At 59.9% G+C, this 15,290-nt stretch carries 14 protein-coding genes; 9 read left to right on the top strand and 5 right to left on the bottom strand.

Annotated features, from left to right (window positions below):
* Nucleotides 1-153 precede the first annotated feature (153 nt).
* The 4 genes from AWB79_RS13640 to AWB79_RS13625 all read right to left on the bottom strand — a co-directional run bounded on the left by AWB79_RS13640 (nt 154) and on the right by AWB79_RS13625 (nt 5,534).
* On the bottom strand, nt 154-738 hold the full coding sequence (locus AWB79_RS13640) for a DUF7673 family protein (RefSeq protein WP_198399020.1): 585 nt from the start codon (nt 736-738) through the stop codon (nt 154-156).
* A 431-nt stretch (nt 739-1,169) separates the two neighbouring features.
* Nucleotides 1,170-1,418 (bottom strand): hypothetical protein, encoded by a 249-nt coding sequence (locus AWB79_RS13635; protein ID WP_061167954.1) that lies wholly within the window; start codon nt 1,416-1,418, stop codon nt 1,170-1,172.
* Complete coding sequence (locus tag AWB79_RS13630) at nt 1,419-4,538, bottom strand: SNF2-related protein (protein WP_061167953.1); 3,120 nt, start codon at nt 4,536-4,538, stop codon at nt 1,419-1,421.
* 63 nt (nt 4,539-4,601) lie between these two features.
* Nucleotides 4,602-5,534: a hypothetical protein gene (locus tag AWB79_RS13625; protein WP_232470903.1), complete on the bottom strand. Its 933-nt coding sequence runs from the start codon at nt 5,532-5,534 to the stop codon at nt 4,602-4,604.
* A 385-nt stretch (nt 5,535-5,919) separates the two neighbouring features.
* Between AWB79_RS13625 and AWB79_RS13620 the strand changes: the two genes are divergently transcribed.
* The 7 genes from AWB79_RS13620 to AWB79_RS39485 all read left to right on the top strand — a co-directional run bounded on the left by AWB79_RS13620 (nt 5,920) and on the right by AWB79_RS39485 (nt 10,239).
* Complete coding sequence (locus tag AWB79_RS13620; protein WP_061167952.1) at nt 5,920-6,357, top strand: hypothetical protein; 438 nt, start codon at nt 5,920-5,922, stop codon at nt 6,355-6,357.
* A 26-nt stretch (nt 6,358-6,383) separates the two neighbouring features.
* Nucleotides 6,384-6,713, top strand: coding sequence for a hypothetical protein (locus AWB79_RS40435; RefSeq protein WP_133246985.1), 330 nt, complete (start codon nt 6,384-6,386; stop codon nt 6,711-6,713).
* Nucleotides 6,694-7,905 carry a DUF1173 family protein gene (locus AWB79_RS13615; protein WP_061167951.1) on the top strand — a complete coding sequence of 404 codons (1,212 nt, stop codon included), beginning with the start codon at nt 6,694-6,696 and terminating at the stop codon, nt 7,903-7,905. The genes AWB79_RS40435 and AWB79_RS13615 overlap by 20 nt, the downstream gene beginning before the upstream one ends.
* A gap of 52 nt (nt 7,906-7,957) precedes the next feature.
* A complete protein-coding gene (locus tag AWB79_RS13610) occupies nt 7,958-8,479 on the top strand; it encodes a hypothetical protein (RefSeq protein WP_063963494.1) in 522 nt (173 codons plus the stop codon).
* A gap of 368 nt (nt 8,480-8,847) precedes the next feature.
* Complete coding sequence (locus AWB79_RS13600; RefSeq protein ID WP_061167949.1) at nt 8,848-9,240, top strand: DUF7682 family zinc-binding protein; 393 nt, start codon at nt 8,848-8,850, stop codon at nt 9,238-9,240.
* Nucleotides 9,241-9,361: 121 nt separating this feature from the next.
* The gene (locus AWB79_RS13595; protein ID WP_061167948.1) at nt 9,362-10,027 is read left to right on the top strand and encodes a Lar family restriction alleviation protein; all 666 of its coding nucleotides are present in this window, start codon (nt 9,362-9,364) and stop codon (nt 10,025-10,027) included.
* A 71-nt stretch (nt 10,028-10,098) separates the two neighbouring features.
* Entirely contained in the window at nt 10,099-10,239 is a 141-nt protein-coding gene (locus AWB79_RS39485) for a hypothetical protein (protein ID WP_157695768.1), read from the top strand.
* A 205-nt stretch (nt 10,240-10,444) separates the two neighbouring features.
* Here AWB79_RS39485 and AWB79_RS13590 read toward each other — a convergent pair whose 3' ends face one another.
* A complete protein-coding gene (locus tag AWB79_RS13590; protein ID WP_061167947.1) occupies nt 10,445-11,581 on the bottom strand; it encodes an integrase domain-containing protein in 1,137 nt (378 codons plus the stop codon).
* A 1,790-nt stretch (nt 11,582-13,371) separates the two neighbouring features.
* Here AWB79_RS13590 and AWB79_RS13580 point away from each other — a divergent pair.
* Nucleotides 13,372-14,409 carry a PRTRC system protein D gene (locus AWB79_RS13580; protein WP_082862359.1) on the top strand — a complete coding sequence of 346 codons (1,038 nt, stop codon included), beginning with the start codon at nt 13,372-13,374 and terminating at the stop codon, nt 14,407-14,409.
* Nucleotides 14,406-14,768 (top strand): hypothetical protein, encoded by a 363-nt coding sequence (locus AWB79_RS13575; RefSeq protein WP_061167944.1) that lies wholly within the window; start codon nt 14,406-14,408, stop codon nt 14,766-14,768. Before AWB79_RS13580 ends, AWB79_RS13575 begins: the two co-directional genes overlap by 4 nt.
* Nucleotides 14,769-15,290: the final 522 nt, after the last annotated feature.

Below are 15,290 nucleotides of genomic sequence, written 5' to 3'. Positions count from 1 at the left end.
GTCCCCTTTGGGAGTGGTTCCCAAAGGGTTGAACAACGTGGGCTGACTGACGTCAGCGCGGGGTCGATGCGTCTCTGACGCGGGTGATGGAGCAACAATAGCGGTTTACTTTGTGAGCACGCCATGCAAAAGCTCACGAATTCATGCCGTCTTTCATAGCCATGCGGGTCTCGGCTCATTCTCATCCGCATCCACGGGCTTGCCTCGTGTCCACGCGAGGCGATGGACCGCGACGAGGTCCGCCGCTAGCCGCTCCGAATCGGCGGCCGAGAGCGCGAGGCTCATCGACCGTATATCGTCGATGCCGACTGCCACCTTGACGATCAAAGTCACGTCGCGATAACCCGGCGCGTCGAGCTTGCTGTGGTACTGGCACGAATGCACGACGTCGTCGTCCGGCAGCGGCGTGTGCGCCGGCTCGTCAGCAAGCCCCCATCGTTTGATCATCGCCTGCCACCGGGCTTCGCCATTCGGAAAGTAGCGGTGCACTTCGGTCGCGTGCCGACTGTCTAGTCGCAGAACCTGGATGCAGTGCTCCATCAGATCGTCGTCGAGTCGTCGAAAGTCCGTGAGGCTAAATGGGAAGTCGAAGCCGTTGTAGAGACCTGCGAGAAACTGAGCGGCGACGCGCGCCTGCCCTGAACTGCCCTCCGCCACCTCAACGAGATAGGCGAGTGAGTCCAGGCTCGCGTCGCGATCTTGAGCGCGTATCTCGGCCGCTCGCTGCGCGGGCGTCATTCCGCCCGCCGCATGCGCCAGGAAGTCGTCAACGGTCTCTTTCAGTGCGGCGGCTAAATGCGTTGGGACAGTGAAGGCGACGGATTGGGTGCTGGGTGTTGGGGAATTACTTATTGCGTTTGCAGTAGCGTAGCCGGCGCTCGAAGCGCGCCCTGTCCGCATGATGCCATGAGTGAAAAAGTGCGCCGGCAGAACGCCGGCGCCCAAGACGGCCGACGCATACGAGGGGGACGCCATACCGCGAACGGAGCGTATTTCCTGCGACGCCCGAATGATGCGGCGCAGCGAACACTGCCGCTCGCGATGGCGAAAACACGCCGACGCGTGGCCGAATGGTCGTCAGATCCGCGCGCAGGTCGAAAAAAAACCCGGCTCGAAAGCCGGGTTGATTAAAGGGTGTGACGAGCGGCACCCGAGGATGCCGCTGTGTCTTATGCCGCAGCGCCAGTCATGGGCGGCAGCGATCGTGACAGCAAGGTCGTGACTGCCCCCGCCAACGTCCACTCGCCGAACTGCTGCTCATGGCTTTCATGAACGAGGCGGTCGAGGCACAGCACCTCGACGCCATCGACTTGTACCTTGCCGAGGACTTTCGCCAGCACCGCGCGATTGGAGCCTTCACGTTTAACCGTGACGACGCCCTCCCCGACCACCACAAACACATTCGAGTCTTTCGGCATTTAAGCTGCCTCCTTCAAAAGTTTGCGCATGTCGCCCGCGGTCTCGGCCGCCAGCAATGCGAGGTCATCGACAAAGCGGTCCAGTAACGAATCCATATGGAGGAAGGTCTCGTCTTCCAGTTCCGGCGTCGCCCAGTCCAGCCCCGCCTGCGTCGCATCACGCTTGTGCGCGACCATTTGGTCCTGATACTCGTCGATGCTCCCCGGGAGATGAAAATAGACAACCTTCAGCACGCCCTTCCGGTTCCATCGCAGCGCGCGCCGCATCGCCTGATACTCAATGCGCCACGTCCACGAACGGTCGTAGAAAAGGATGTAGTCGGCGTTCGGCAGGTTGTAGCCCGCGCGACCCGATGCCTTGGTGGCCATCAGTCCGGTTGCCAGTCCGCCCAAGAATCGCTTGTCCTTATCGGCCACGCGACGCTTGATCGGTATCTCGCCGTGAAACGGCACCGTCTGCACACCGTGCGCATCCAGCTCGCGCGCTAGAAGATCGAGCACGCCCGGATTCTCGGCAAACACGATCGCTTGCTTTCCTTCCGCCGCGATCGCGCGCATGCGCGCGACAATTGCGCGTTGCTTGCTCGTCAGCCCGCCGATGTACTCCACGCCATCCATCCCAAACTGCGGGTAATTGGCGGAAAAGTGAACGGCACGGATACGAGCGAGGATCGTGACCAGGTTGCACGCCTTCTTGTCATCGCGCGATGAGCGGTACCAGTCGGCGAACTCGTCGGCAGCGCGGAGATACGCGGCCAAATGCCCGCGATCCCAATCGACCGTTTCCACCTCGAACTGCGGTGGTTCGATCTGGATGTAGCGCGACACCTCGGGTTCTGCGACCAGCCGCCGCTTGATGTGCGGCGCGAGCATCGCGCGGTACAGGTGCAGGTTTCCGATCTTGGGCACCTCGCGTTTCGCCCCATCCTGCAGGCTCTCCGCGAATTGCCACGTGACCCACTCCAGCACCACGAAGTCATCCCTGAATCGATCGACGCCGCGCATGGCGTACTCCACCGAATTGATCCAGTTCTGCTCCAGATAGCCCAAGCGATAACCATACGGCTGAGCCGCCGTTCCATCACCACCAGAAAACGCGATCAGACCGAACGCATCTCTCGGGTAGTTGGGGATCGGCGACCCCGTCAAAACAAACCTTCGCCGCGCCGAAAGCTGCCAAAGCGCGCGGCTCTGGTCGCTCGTGGGGTTGGCCAGGCGCTCGCCTTCGTCGGCTACCAGCAGGCCGATGCGGCGACGCAGTCGATGGGCGTACGTCACGCGCGCCGAAGCCGCCTTATCGACCGGCATGCGCAGGCGCTCATACGAGATAAGGTTGATCTGACGGAGGTCGTTAAGGTCGGCCGCCGATTCGATTACCTTCACCTGCTCAGCCGAGATGGGCAACTGCCCCACCTCCTTGAGCATTTCCTCGATGAGCCGTGACTCAACAACGATCAGGCCGTGCTTCACGCCCGAGACGAGGATCAGCGCCAACGCGAGCCGGGACTTGCCGCACCCCTGCTCCCATGCGACGACACAGCCGGTCGGCTTGAGCAGCGTTTCGACCAGATCATCAACTTGAAACTCCCAGTCGAGCCACTGATCGACGCCGAGCGCCTTCACGCGCGACCGGAGCGCCGCTGCTTGGTCAGGGAAACGCGCGCACAGACCTTCGTGCACCACTTCCCATCCCTCGCTGACGTTCTCGACCGCGAACCGCGCATTGAGCTCGTCGACAGACAGGTGGTACCAGACGCCATGCAGCGCGTATCGGTAGCGCCCGTCGGGTTCGCGATCAAACTGGACTTCGTCGCCCGCCTTAATGAGCGGACTGGCCCAGCGCGTCGCGTCGACCTTGTGGGTCTCCTTTGCGATGCCCGACACCTGATCCCGCGACCCGGCACCAGTCGTCCACGCCACATGCCGCAACGGTATCGCCTGGCGCACGCTGCGTTGCATGCGTCTCCCGAAGTGCTCCATGAAGCCGGGCGCCAGTTGCGGCTCGCCACCGACGCTGCGGATTCGATCGAGCAACTGATCGAGCGCCGCGACCGGATCGTCCTGCACAAGATACGTTTCCATATCCAGCAAGCCTTGCCCCGAGTAACGGAAGCCACGCGGCAGCCGGTGGCCGTCGCGCGAATAGATGCGCTTCACGAGAACCGCGTTGAGCACCATCGCTTCGTTGAAGCCACAGGCAAAGGACAAACGAATGCGCCGGCCATCGTGCGACACCTTGACCGACTTGTCGCCGGTCACCGCACGCGTGATGAACGGCACGCTGTCATCGAGCTTCTGCAGGCGCATCCGCGCCTCACCAAAGGAGCGATCTTCGAAGTGCAGCCCGAGATCCGGGCCGGGCTTGGCCAGATCGTCGACGAGCGCACGCACGAAGTCCGAGGGACGATCGCGGTAGCGGTCGAACACCACAACCGCCGTTCGCACGTTCGCGCCCTCGAGCTTGAACGCGTCCGCCGGCAATTCGAACAGGCCCGCCGCGCGCCGCTTCAGACGGTCGCCCTGCTCGCCCCCAATCATCGACTCAGCAGTCGAGATCGGCAGCAGCGCGACGACAATGTTCGCCGCCTCCAGAGCCTGATGCACCGCGTAGTCGTGGCTCAACGCGCTGGTGTGCGCGCCGTACCGGCCCCACGTCGTGCATTCGAGCGTCTGCAGATGCGGTGATTCGAGGTGGATCGAGAACGGCGGATTGATGAGTGCGATATCGAAGCGCGTCGGATGAATGTCCTCCATGCCGGCTTGTCGGAACTCGCAATGAAACCCCGCGTCCTCAAACACCTTCTGACACTGCTGGATGACATCGGCGTGGACATCGACACCGTACAAGGCATGGCGTTCCGGGTCCGCGTACTGAAGCAGCCGACCGGAGCCGACCGAGTTATCCAGGACGCGGATACGCCGATTCACCTTCCAGCCGCTCACGAAGCTCCACATGAATGCCGCGATCGCATCCGGCGTGAAGAACTGGCCGAGGTGCAGCCGACGCGCGGCGGCCAGCTCGCCCTGATGGGCGATCGACGGCGCCTGCGATCCCAAACTTCTGATCGCACGCAACGGCTCGTACCAATCTGGCTCAAACGAAAACAGATCTCTCTGCATGAATTGCCTCTAGAAATAAAAAGACCCGCCGGAGCGGGTCGAAACGATGGGAAGGTGGATGCGTCAGTACCGGTCGCGCGAGGCGAGGTATTCCGCACCAAACTCACTAATGAAGAGGGACAGCGCGTCGCCCACGTCGTGAGCGAACTTGAACTGCCACTTGTCGTTGAACATCACGATCTCCAGCCCCGTGAACGATAGTTTTTCGCGGGTGGAAAACGTCAGCCGGTGAACGCTGAAATTGCGCAGTTGCATCGCCAGCGCGCCGAACTGATGCTTCTTCGCGAAGGTCGCCAGGCCGTCGAAGGTTGTGACGACCGCCTGCTGAGAGGAGTAATAGACCTCGCGTTGGCCCTTCGAATGAAAGCACGATTGAGAGGTGACGCGCTTTTCCAAGATGACCGCGCTGCTGGTGCGTTTGATCTCGGTATCGGGCTTGAGCCAAAAGCCGTTGATGATGGCCTTGGCTGCCTGCTCGAACGCGACGCGCTCACCAGCTTCACCGCCGAACGTTCGCTCGAGGTGTTGCCAGAAGCCATCCAAGTCAGGGACGTTGCCCTTCCTCAGAGCTTGCCCAACATCAACGCCACTTCGATCGAGTTCGTGATTCTGATCGATCTCAATTCTGCCGCCGGCGGGCGCGAACTTGCGACTTGCCTCCATCACAAGCCTCGAGAGCAGCCTGAGACAGAACGTTTCCAGCTCGCGCTCGACCTTGTATTCGCTTCGGGCTTCCATCGCCGAATACTCGGTCAGTCCGTCCGAAAAGACGTCGCGCTCCGCTTGAACGACAGCGCCGTAGGCTGCTGCTGCCGCGGTTTGTGCCGTCTTGAATTGCTCGATCAACTGTGTGTACATGCGATTGCTCCAAAAGGTGAGCAGGCGCACGCCCGCCAGGGGGACATGCCCCTGCGGGTTGAGATAGGAAAATTGATTGCGCGGTGAGCTCGTGGAGCGCCGCAACGTCGATGCGCGAGATGCGCGGGTGATCGACAAACGATACCTGCTGGAGATTGCTCATACAGGCAGAAAGACGACCATTTGATGGTGCCTCTCGCCAAACGCTTCCGAAAGATATCCCCAGTTTCTCTGGATAAGCCTGGGGATAACTATTTCGGCTGCAATCACCGGTCGGGAGTGCGGTCCTGGCGCTGGTGCCGACCAACGCTATCCGGATAGCAGCCGTTTCGCGAAATGACGCACAAAAACATATAGCTTTCGCCCGCGTACATTACGCCGCGCTTTCGGCTCGGCGCTCAAACGGTCCGTACGGCCGGCGAAAGACGCCTCATTCGGGGCGTCTTTCGGACACCGTTGCTCGCGGCGTCCGACGAAAATTGGGCACCGAATCAGCAATGCATAAAAAACGATCACCGACGTTATGAAGCTCAGTCACATCATCACCGTCGCCATACTCTGCGCATCCGCTGTTAGCTCCATAGCAGGGGTCGGCTTGGTCGCTCGCCAATTCACGATCGAGCGCACCGCTGTGCAGGTCGTCGTCAACACGGCGGTCGTTGAACGCATGCAGGGTGTTTCCGACGCAGTCGGATATCTGTCAGCGGCGGACCAACAAGCGTTGCTCCAGAAATATGGCTTTTCCGATCGCGATGCATTCGACGAGGCGTTGCGAGATAGGCGTCGGGAACTTGGCGAGGCGCAGCAAGTGCGGGCGGACACGCTCAGGGCCAACGACAAGCGTTTGGCGGGCTTGCTGGCTGCGTGCGCCTTTGCAGGCATCGCAGCGCTAATGGGCGCAATCGCCACCTACGACATAGCGGCCACTCGGAAGCAGCGGGTGGCGGCCGTCACACCTTAAGGCGGTTCGGCCGCTTCTTCCCAACGATGAACTTGATTGTTGTCAGCTTCGAAGATTTCACTCGAGATCCGGCGGGCGCGCGCGCTGACTCGACACCGTGCGCCGGCTTCCCGGACAGCTGGCTAGACGCGTTGGTCGGAACAGGTGAAGTTTTCTCGCGCGATTACGCGGCGCCCGGTGCGGTATCGACCGTTGGACTCCATTTCCCGAGCAGCGACCATGCCGAGCAGTTTTGCCTGTGCGTTCGCAAAGCGGCGAGTCTGCTAGGCACGCGCGCTCACGTTCACAAGGTTCCGATTGAGCAAGCGCATTCAACGTTGCGCGAGGTGAAGGGGTATGACGCTCGTTTCATTTGACGGCATAACCGTAGCGCTCACTGAGGTTCAAGACAACCCCGCAAAGTACGCGCGAGCGCTCGAGCGAGCCAAGAAGGTCCCGGGGCACGCCGTTTGCCGCTGCCTGCCCGAATCGCCGAGGGCGCCCTTACGTCTAGTCATCCGGCGTTACGGGGCACTTTTCCATCTCGCGAGGTGGCCTGACGATGGTCACCGGCACAACGCCAAGACTTGCTCGTTCTATCGCGCGGTGTCCCAGCCAGACAGAAGCAGCAGTGACACGCTGGCCGCGATTCGCACCATTGCTGGTGGGCTGGACGTCAAGCTGAGCACTTCGCTGTCGGTCCGCACCGTTGGTAAATCGACGCGGCAGTCATCTGACCAGACCTCGGGCGGCACTTCGCGCCGCGCTGCCCCGCTGCTCGGCTTCCTGCAACGAGTATGGGAGGACGCAGGACTGAACGAGTGGGCGGGCGCGCCCTCGCGTGGGTGGGGCGCCTGCAATGCGCAACTTCTCTCTGTGCTCGGGGACGGAAAGCTTAACGGCAAATCCATGCAAGATGTGCTTCACGTCATGCGCCGATACGACGATGCTGACAGTTCGTCTGTGCTCGCCGAGTTCCAGTCATTCCTTGATCGAATAGTCACAACCCCGGCCCGGTCCGACCGCGGTCTTCTGATTGCCGAACTTCGCAGCGTCGAACCATCGAGATACGGATTCGTCGTCAGACTGCGCCAGACCAGGGAGACGTTCTTTGCGTCGAAAGCGGTGATTGACTCTGCCGCTGATTCGTTCCGGTCGGCGTGGGCCATGATCGGCGACGCTTGCGCTCGGGTGGTGACACTGGCCGTTATCGAGCGGACGAAAGAGGGCAACCTCCGGATCGTCGACTGTGCGCTGCAACTATGCAACAGCACCTTCCTACCCTGCGACTCGAGCTTTGAGGTCGAAATGGCGAACCGGCTTGTGGGGCAACGCCGTCGGTTCGTAAAACCCATGCGGCTTGAACCGGGAGATGCGATGCTGCCCGACTTCAGGCTGACCGATACGCCCGTGCCCACAGCGATAGAGGTATACGGGATGCAAGGCAACGCGCAATACATGGCAAGGAAAGCCAAAAAACAGGCGTTGTACGCGCGTGAACGTACGCCATGCGTCGAATGGGTGCCACCCAACGATCTGGCTTCAGTTCGACTTCCCGACGGAGCTTGACACGGCGCTTTGCCGCGATAGCGTGAGCGCATCTATAACCGCCGAAGGCCCCATGGACTCGAACTCTTTTTTCCTCAAGCGCGCAGTCGCGCGTGATTCCGACTGGCAGGTGAGCTATCCGGCACTGTCGATGGCGAGCTCCATCGACGCGGTCGACGAGCGGCGAAAACAGATCGTCGTCGCGGCCGCGGACGAGACAGACTTGCGCATGGTCTTCTTCAGCTCGCTCGGTGCAATCCTGGATTTCCAGGCTTCCTGGACGGAAATCGACGCGGGTGCGCGTGGCTGGCTCGCATTCACGATTCGTTGGAACCGATGGTGGTTGCCGAGCCTCAAGGACGCTCAGTGGATTGAACACAATGCTTTCGCGCCGACCGACCTTCGTTTCGCCAATCGGGACGTCGAAGGCGGGCCAACTGACACGACGTCGTTCCGCCGGTATCTGGACGCGGTCGAGCTTCAATACCGACGCGACGAAACAGTCTCGCGCGTTTTGTTCCCCGACGGCTTGTACCGCGGGGATTCGGCGACGCACCTTCACGCTGACGGCCAGCATCCTTTACTGCCCGAATGAGTCGCGTCATCCCCTTCAGGCGCGTACCGGTCATCATCGAGAAGCGGGCATTGCCCCCGGGTGTTTGCGCTCATCGCCGCATCCGGCTCGAACCTCACGGCGGCGTCGTGACTTGCGTCGATTGCAATGCAACGCTCGCGCCCTTCTGGGCGCTGTCCATGCTGTCCGAGCAGTACAGACTTGCTATGTCTCAGATCGAGCGACTGACCACCCGGCTATCCCTCGCCGACGCTCGAGTGCTTGAACTGTCTGCCGAACTTGACGCATTCGCTCGGAAAGAAAGCCCTTCAAATCCGTCGTCTACCGAGCCTTGACGGGATGCCGAAAGATGGTGCAATAGCCTCATCGGCAACCTTATTGAATGCATCATGAAACAGACGTTTTCGTGCGGTCACACCGGCAAAGGGAAGTATTGCCACGCATGCGCAGCCGCAGAAAAGCAAAAAGCAGAACAGCGCCTTGCCCTCGAGCAAAAGCGCGCGGCAAAGCAGTCACACGCCGACGATCCCATCGACCTGTCCATCGTCCGGCACCTGGCCGCAGTCCAACGAGAAGCCAGGGAGCTGCTCGGGAAAGTCAGTAACGGCGCGCACCCGTTGTCGCTCGACGGCAAATACCTGAGATCGACAGCCGGCAAAGTACTATCAGTCCCCGTCGGCCGCTCGTATCGGCTCCTTTTCGACGCGCCGTCGCTTACGCCCTTACGTCTCGTCAGTCACGAGCAGTACAACGCAATCGCGGCAAGTCGCGTAGCGGCTTAGATTGTAAGCTTTTGTTAAGGTCGGCGTTTCCCACTAATTCGGCGAGAACGGCCGTAGCTATAATGCTTCACGCCAACTTTTATTCGCCGGCCCTCGGCGAGAGCCCCCGGACCACGCTGCCATGACTGACGAGTTGTTCCCCTGCGACCATTGCGGTGGAAAATGGGCCTTCGGCTATTCTCACCGGCTACTTAAACGCCCGTCCGCACCCGCTATCGACTACCTAGGCGCGGACGCGAGCGTCGCGCCGGACATGAACGATCTCGAGGCGCGCTCGCTGTATGCGATCCCGCAGGAAAAAGTCTGCTGCATTTTCTGCGAAGACTGCGGGATGCAGACGCCCTGGATTGCAATCGGGAATGACCGGCACGCCGCTCTTGAAAAGGCCGGCACTATCTGGAACGCCCGCACGAGGCGTCCGGCCGCAAAAGAGGGCGACCTCTTGAAACTGATTAGGAAAGAGCTCAGCGCCGTCGACGCTCCTTTCCTAATTGACCTGCTGGCCAGAACCGAAGGTGACTGGGAGAAGCGCGGTCCCGTGTTCGCCATGCTCGCCAGGAAGATCGTCGACAGCAAAATCACCCTAAGTGATTTTTGGCCTGTAGACACCGTGCTCAACGATGCAGCCCGCTATCGAAAACTTCAACAGTTGGCCAAACGCATTTACATTGACGGTATCGCCTCGATCCAGTTTCCGCGCATCCCGGCCACAGGCGGTGACGAAGGAAACTTCGAGAACAGCATCAACCTCGCTGTCGACGATCTGCCCGATCGAAACCGCTGGTGACTTGACTCTGCGAAACGCCGGTCATACTGAATGTAACTCGGTCGTTCGGCCGAGCTCAACCGGAAAGAGAAATGTCGCCCATCCAATACATCGCTGCTGCCTATCGGTTCCGGAGGAAGCTCGCACCGCAGATCACGACGGTGCTCGCGCTCGCTGCAATCCTCACGTATCACGCGGAAACAAGCCGTCAACTGGACTGGCTGCTCGGTTAAGACCGCAAGAGACGCTATCCGGATAGCGTCACGCGCACTGCCCTCCGCTCGGCAAGTACATGTTTTCGTTGACGAAAATGCGTGTTACAAAAACTGCCGTTTAGTCACCACCCTCTTAAACGGCAGGTTTCCTTTCACTCCAGTAAGCCACGTTGCCGTTCCGCACACGCGTTGCCGCTAGGGTCATCGGCGTAAACAGGACCGTTCAGGTTGCTGCCTCTAAAATCCGATACACCTTCTGCCTGGAGATGCCAAGAGATTTGGCCGCGGCGGAAATATTGCCCTCCGCCACAGCAACGGCGTCGCGAACTTGGTCGACCGAGACCTTCGGTGACGTGAGTTGCCGCTGGGTGAAATAGCTCGACAGGTAAGCACCGGCCTTTTGCGCTTTACTGTGGCCGGCAGCCTCTACCACGGCTTGCATCGCTTCCCGATGAAGCGCCGGATCGGCCCGCTGATCGCTGCGCTTGATCGGCGCAGGAACGCCAGCGTACTTTTCAAACATTTGCTGCAAGAACTGATGCCTCAGGCCATGGCAGGTCACGCCCAATCCCGCCTTCGTCACACCATGGCGTTTGAGAACCGTATAAAAGTGGTCCCTCCACTGTGTCTTGCTATAGCCGTCGGGGATAGTTGAACCGGTCGACCTGTTCGAAATCTGAGCAGCTTCTAGTAGCACATCCATCTTGAACTCCATCGGCACCACACGAGCGCGACCGCCCTTAGTGCCGTGGACTACGTTGAGCTTTCCGTCTTTACGGACTGCATCTTTAGGTCTCAACAGAAAACTTTCTTCGACCCTTAGCCCGAACGCTACTTGCAACTTCATCTGCACTGCCACCACAGGCTCTGTCTTCGCGATTTCTCCGAGGATTGCTACCGCGTCGATTCCCTTGCCTTCCCACGATTTATCCTCTGTCGCAACGGAGGAGCGCCGGAAGTTATGCGCGTCCGGGTCGATGTATTCCGCCATCGTCTTAACTACGGTGGGTTTATTGATCCATTTCGCGAATGCGCGAAAGTACGTCAACTTGTTCTCGATGGTCCCCGGACTCTGCCCCCCTTTGTGCCACAGTGTCACGAGACCCTCGATGTGCTTTTCCCTGAGCGCATACGGCGTTTGTAGCGCGAAGCCGATCTGGCGCAGCTCGACGAACGACCGGCAAAGCGTGCGCAGTCGAAAGCTTTGCGTCTTTACTGAAAGAGGCTTAGCGCTAACGCGCGTGCGACTGTGAACACGATTTACGTTGTTGGTGAAGATGAGTTCAAGGTGGGCCCGGAAGTCGGGTGGAAGCTGGGGATAATCGGCAACGACGCCCTTCACATAGATGGTTACTGTCATGCAGATGCTTCTTCCTCGTTGGTTGATTGCAGTTTCATGGCCGCGAAGTAGATCGCTCGGCCCCTCTCGAACGCCCTCGCCAGCTCACTTGAGCGCTGGAAGGCACCCGAGAACCCGCCGGGCGCGCACGTGGCGAAAATCCATCCAGCTATCGCCGCATGCCGTGTTGCCCTTCGCCGAGAGCGCATGTCGTCAAATCCGTAGCTGATCGACAGCCGCCACAGAGACCACGCGACTTCAGCTTCGAAGGCGTGATCTATCAGCGTGAAAGCCCGACGTCGTTGGCTTTGCTTGGGGGCAGTCGAGCGGTGCGGTCTCTCGTTCCGAGTCGCATTGCTCTGGACCTGGCAGCGCTTCACTGCCACGGTAGCGACGCTCGGTACCTCGCCCCGCCTGGGCGTCCACACAGACAGCGCTCGCGCCAGCGCATCAGCGCCTGACGCGTCGATCACATCAGCAAGCATCAGCGCTCGCAGTCGTGCGGTACCAGCCCAGCGCATACGACGCAATTGCAACGTCGCTCGAGACGAGCTCCGATCGCGAAACGTAATTTTTCAGCGGCTCTAGCAAGCGCGTTCTCCATCTTTGCGAACGAGTCAGCGACGTGCACATCTGTGCCCGGTGCCATTCAATGCCCCTGCGCCGCAGGCTTCGGGAGCCTATCCCCGAGTCTTGCCGCACAGCTGCTGCGTATCCCCGCCGGGTCCTGCCTTCCGGTCCTTTAGCGATTCCATCCGATAGCCCCGCACGTGGAAGAAACGTGCATCGACCTCCGTACTGCTGCGTGCTGCCAGTCGTCACGCTTCGCGTGTTGACCGCCGCTGATTTGCTGCCGGCGCACATCCAACGCGGACCCGCTTCGCGGAATCTCTCGTCGTCGTGTACTTCCCGCTGCTCCCAGCAGTCGAACCGTCGCACTAGTGAGTGTGCGATTCGGCTATGCCGCTGCTACGGCTACCGCGCCGGCCAGCAACGCGCTGTCGCGCGCCGGTGTGCTTCGTCTTTGCGACGGCACGACCTCGGCCAAGTGCTCGGTAATCTCTTTGCGCTCGTTCTTCCGGGTGCGCCGCCCGTTCGTCTTTCGTACAGAGATCAGCTTGCCGTGTCGGCCTAGCTGGTCTCCCATCCCAAAGCGCGTTCACTCGGTCGCGGTGTGTCGGACCTCATGCAACGTACCCAGCGTCGTGTGCTGTAAGGATGCGTCCATCGTCATTGAGTGCTGAAAAGCGGATCACGGATAAGTGTCCATGCCCACTCCCAAGCCGTCTCAATTCGGACAATCGGGCAAAACCGCCCGCAAACCCAATGGATATCGCGTGTCCAGTGTCCTCAATGTGGGTCACTTTGCACTTGATTAGATTCAGAAAAAGGCCGCTTCATTTTGCGGCCGTGACAGAGGGGTTTCCGCTAGGCAAAGCGGTCCCCTCGATGGTCCTTTTCAGGAGGGTCGATGCGCATGCGCGCGGTTGGTAATTAAAAGAATACCGGCGCCTTGAACAATCGAAGAGTTAAAAGCTGCCTAAATGTTGCGAGCTTTTGCTTCCTTGACATTGCGTGTCGCTCTGTAGAGTTGGACAGGCGTAACGGGGACTTTTCTCACCGATTTCGTTCCGATAACTGACAGATTTTCGCCGCCTCAACGGGCAGATTCTTTATCTCACCGTTTAGGGGGAGATAACTGACACTTATGCGGACGTTTGGAGAAAGGGAGCCGCCACCACCGCCCATCTGCCACTTTTCGGTCAGATAACGGGCAGATAGCGCACCAATCGAACTGCTCTGGAGAGAGAATGAACACAATGAAAACGCATGCATCCGTCCTTGCCGTGGACGTCGGATATGGGAACACCAAGGTTGCCGTTCGCAACGGCTCGGAAGTCTCAACGTTCATGTTTCCGTCTCTGACCCCTGACTATCAGGCTAAGACGATGACGAAGCAAAGCAACGGCGTGTTGAAGGCAGTCCGGACCGTTGGAATTGAAGTCAACGGAAAGCAGTACGAGGTCGGACCGGAAGTGCCGTTGACCTCTCGCAACGGCGACCCTGGTCGCACGCTCGTCGGCAACTATTGCACTACAGATAGCTATGAAGCGCTCCTCGGCGGAGCCTTCCACTTCGCCAACGTATCGTCGGTCGACCGGCTTGTGCTCGGACTGCCCGTTCAGACATTTCAACAACACGCCGAGGCGTTGCGCAGCAAGTTTTCGGGAACGCTGCAGTTCGGCGATGAGGAAGTTCGCGTCGGAAATCTGATGGTGCTGCCTCAACCGTTGGGCGCTCTGGTTCATTTTTCACAGCACCCCGACTTTGCCCCGTCGCAGCGCAATATGATCATCGACGTCGGTTACTACACGACCGACTGGGTCGTCGCCAAGGGGCTGACGATGGAAGAGCGTCGTAGTGGCGGACATCAGAGCGGCGCGTCCCATTTCTTCCAGAAAATGGCGGAGCTTATCGGTGCAGCGACGAACGAGTCGGCCTTGGCGATCGAAGAAATCGACGAGGCGGTTCGCGCAGGCACGCCCTACTACGTTTTCAACGAAGAGATCGATCTGGGGCACTACGCCGCACAGGCTCAGTCGGTACCGGAAGCAGCGGTCAATACGATCGGTAATTCGGTCGGGAGCACAAATGACATCCGCTGCATTTTCCTCACTGGCGGCGGTGCGGCGCTTTACGAGCCCGCGATCCGCGCGTTCTTTCCCCGCAACCGCATCGAAGTCATGAAGAACGCGTGCTTCTCGAACGTCCGTGGGTTCTTTGCGGCCGGCGAGGCAACGCTGATGCGCGAGCGCGATAAGAAGCGGAAGGAGGCCATGACCGCATGAGAGGGGCTATCGAGATTAAGCTGACCGTCAGCGAAGCTGTCACGCCCACTTTGTTTGCTGCATTAATGGCGGTCTCGAATCCAAGGCAACGGGCCGCGCTGCTCAAGCGTCTTGCCGACGACGCACTGCGCGGCCGGGGAAGCGTGGGTCTCGTTCCCACGGCCGACCAAGCGCACACGGCGGCCCAACAGAGCGAGGTTACCGACAGAGGAGCAGCGGCAATCGAAACGCAGATGAAGCCGGCATCTGGTGAAGACGAAAAGCCGCAAGTGCGGGCTGAGTACCCGGAGCAGTCGTCGCCCATTGGCGATGATAGGCATCTGAACTACTTAGCAGATAGCCTCTCAGCTTTTGCTTAGAGAGCGCAGTTCTCTGCGCGTGTCACGGAGCGGTGGCTTCTCGCCGTCCGCCCGTGTCAGCACCCCGCACCTTGACTCCGACCCTGTCGTGGCATCATTACTCATAAGGCCGAGCTAAGCGGCCGCAAAGCCCAAGTGAAAACCAAATGACAATACTCGATACTTTGACGCAACTCGACTGGACCCGCGGCGTTCGGATGTGGATTCTCGTGGCGGCCGCGTTCGCCGCATGCGAGTCGGCTTATCTGTTTCGTCGTGCCGTGTTCCGACCAAGCGAAGGCGTCGACGATGTACGCTAAGTTTAAGACGTTGCCCCCAGTCGCACGTCGCGCGGTGATTGCGGTCACTCTTTTGTGCGTTGCCTGCGTCGCGGCTCGTCTGCCGGATACGCCGTTATGCAACTGGATTTTCGGACTTTCGCTCGTCGGTTCCTTTTGGGCTAGCGGCGTGATGGTTCCGGCTATGAAGGTCATGCTCTATGTGTTCAAGGTCGCTTTGCGAATCCACACTAATCCGTGGTGA

It is taken from the genome of Caballeronia hypogeia (genome assembly GCF_001544875.2).
In the GTDB taxonomy this organism is placed as follows: Bacteria; Pseudomonadota; Gammaproteobacteria; order Burkholderiales; family Burkholderiaceae; genus Caballeronia; species Caballeronia hypogeia.
The sequence above is the reverse complement of the archived record's forward strand: the minus strand, read 5'-3'. Positions and strand labels throughout refer to the sequence as shown.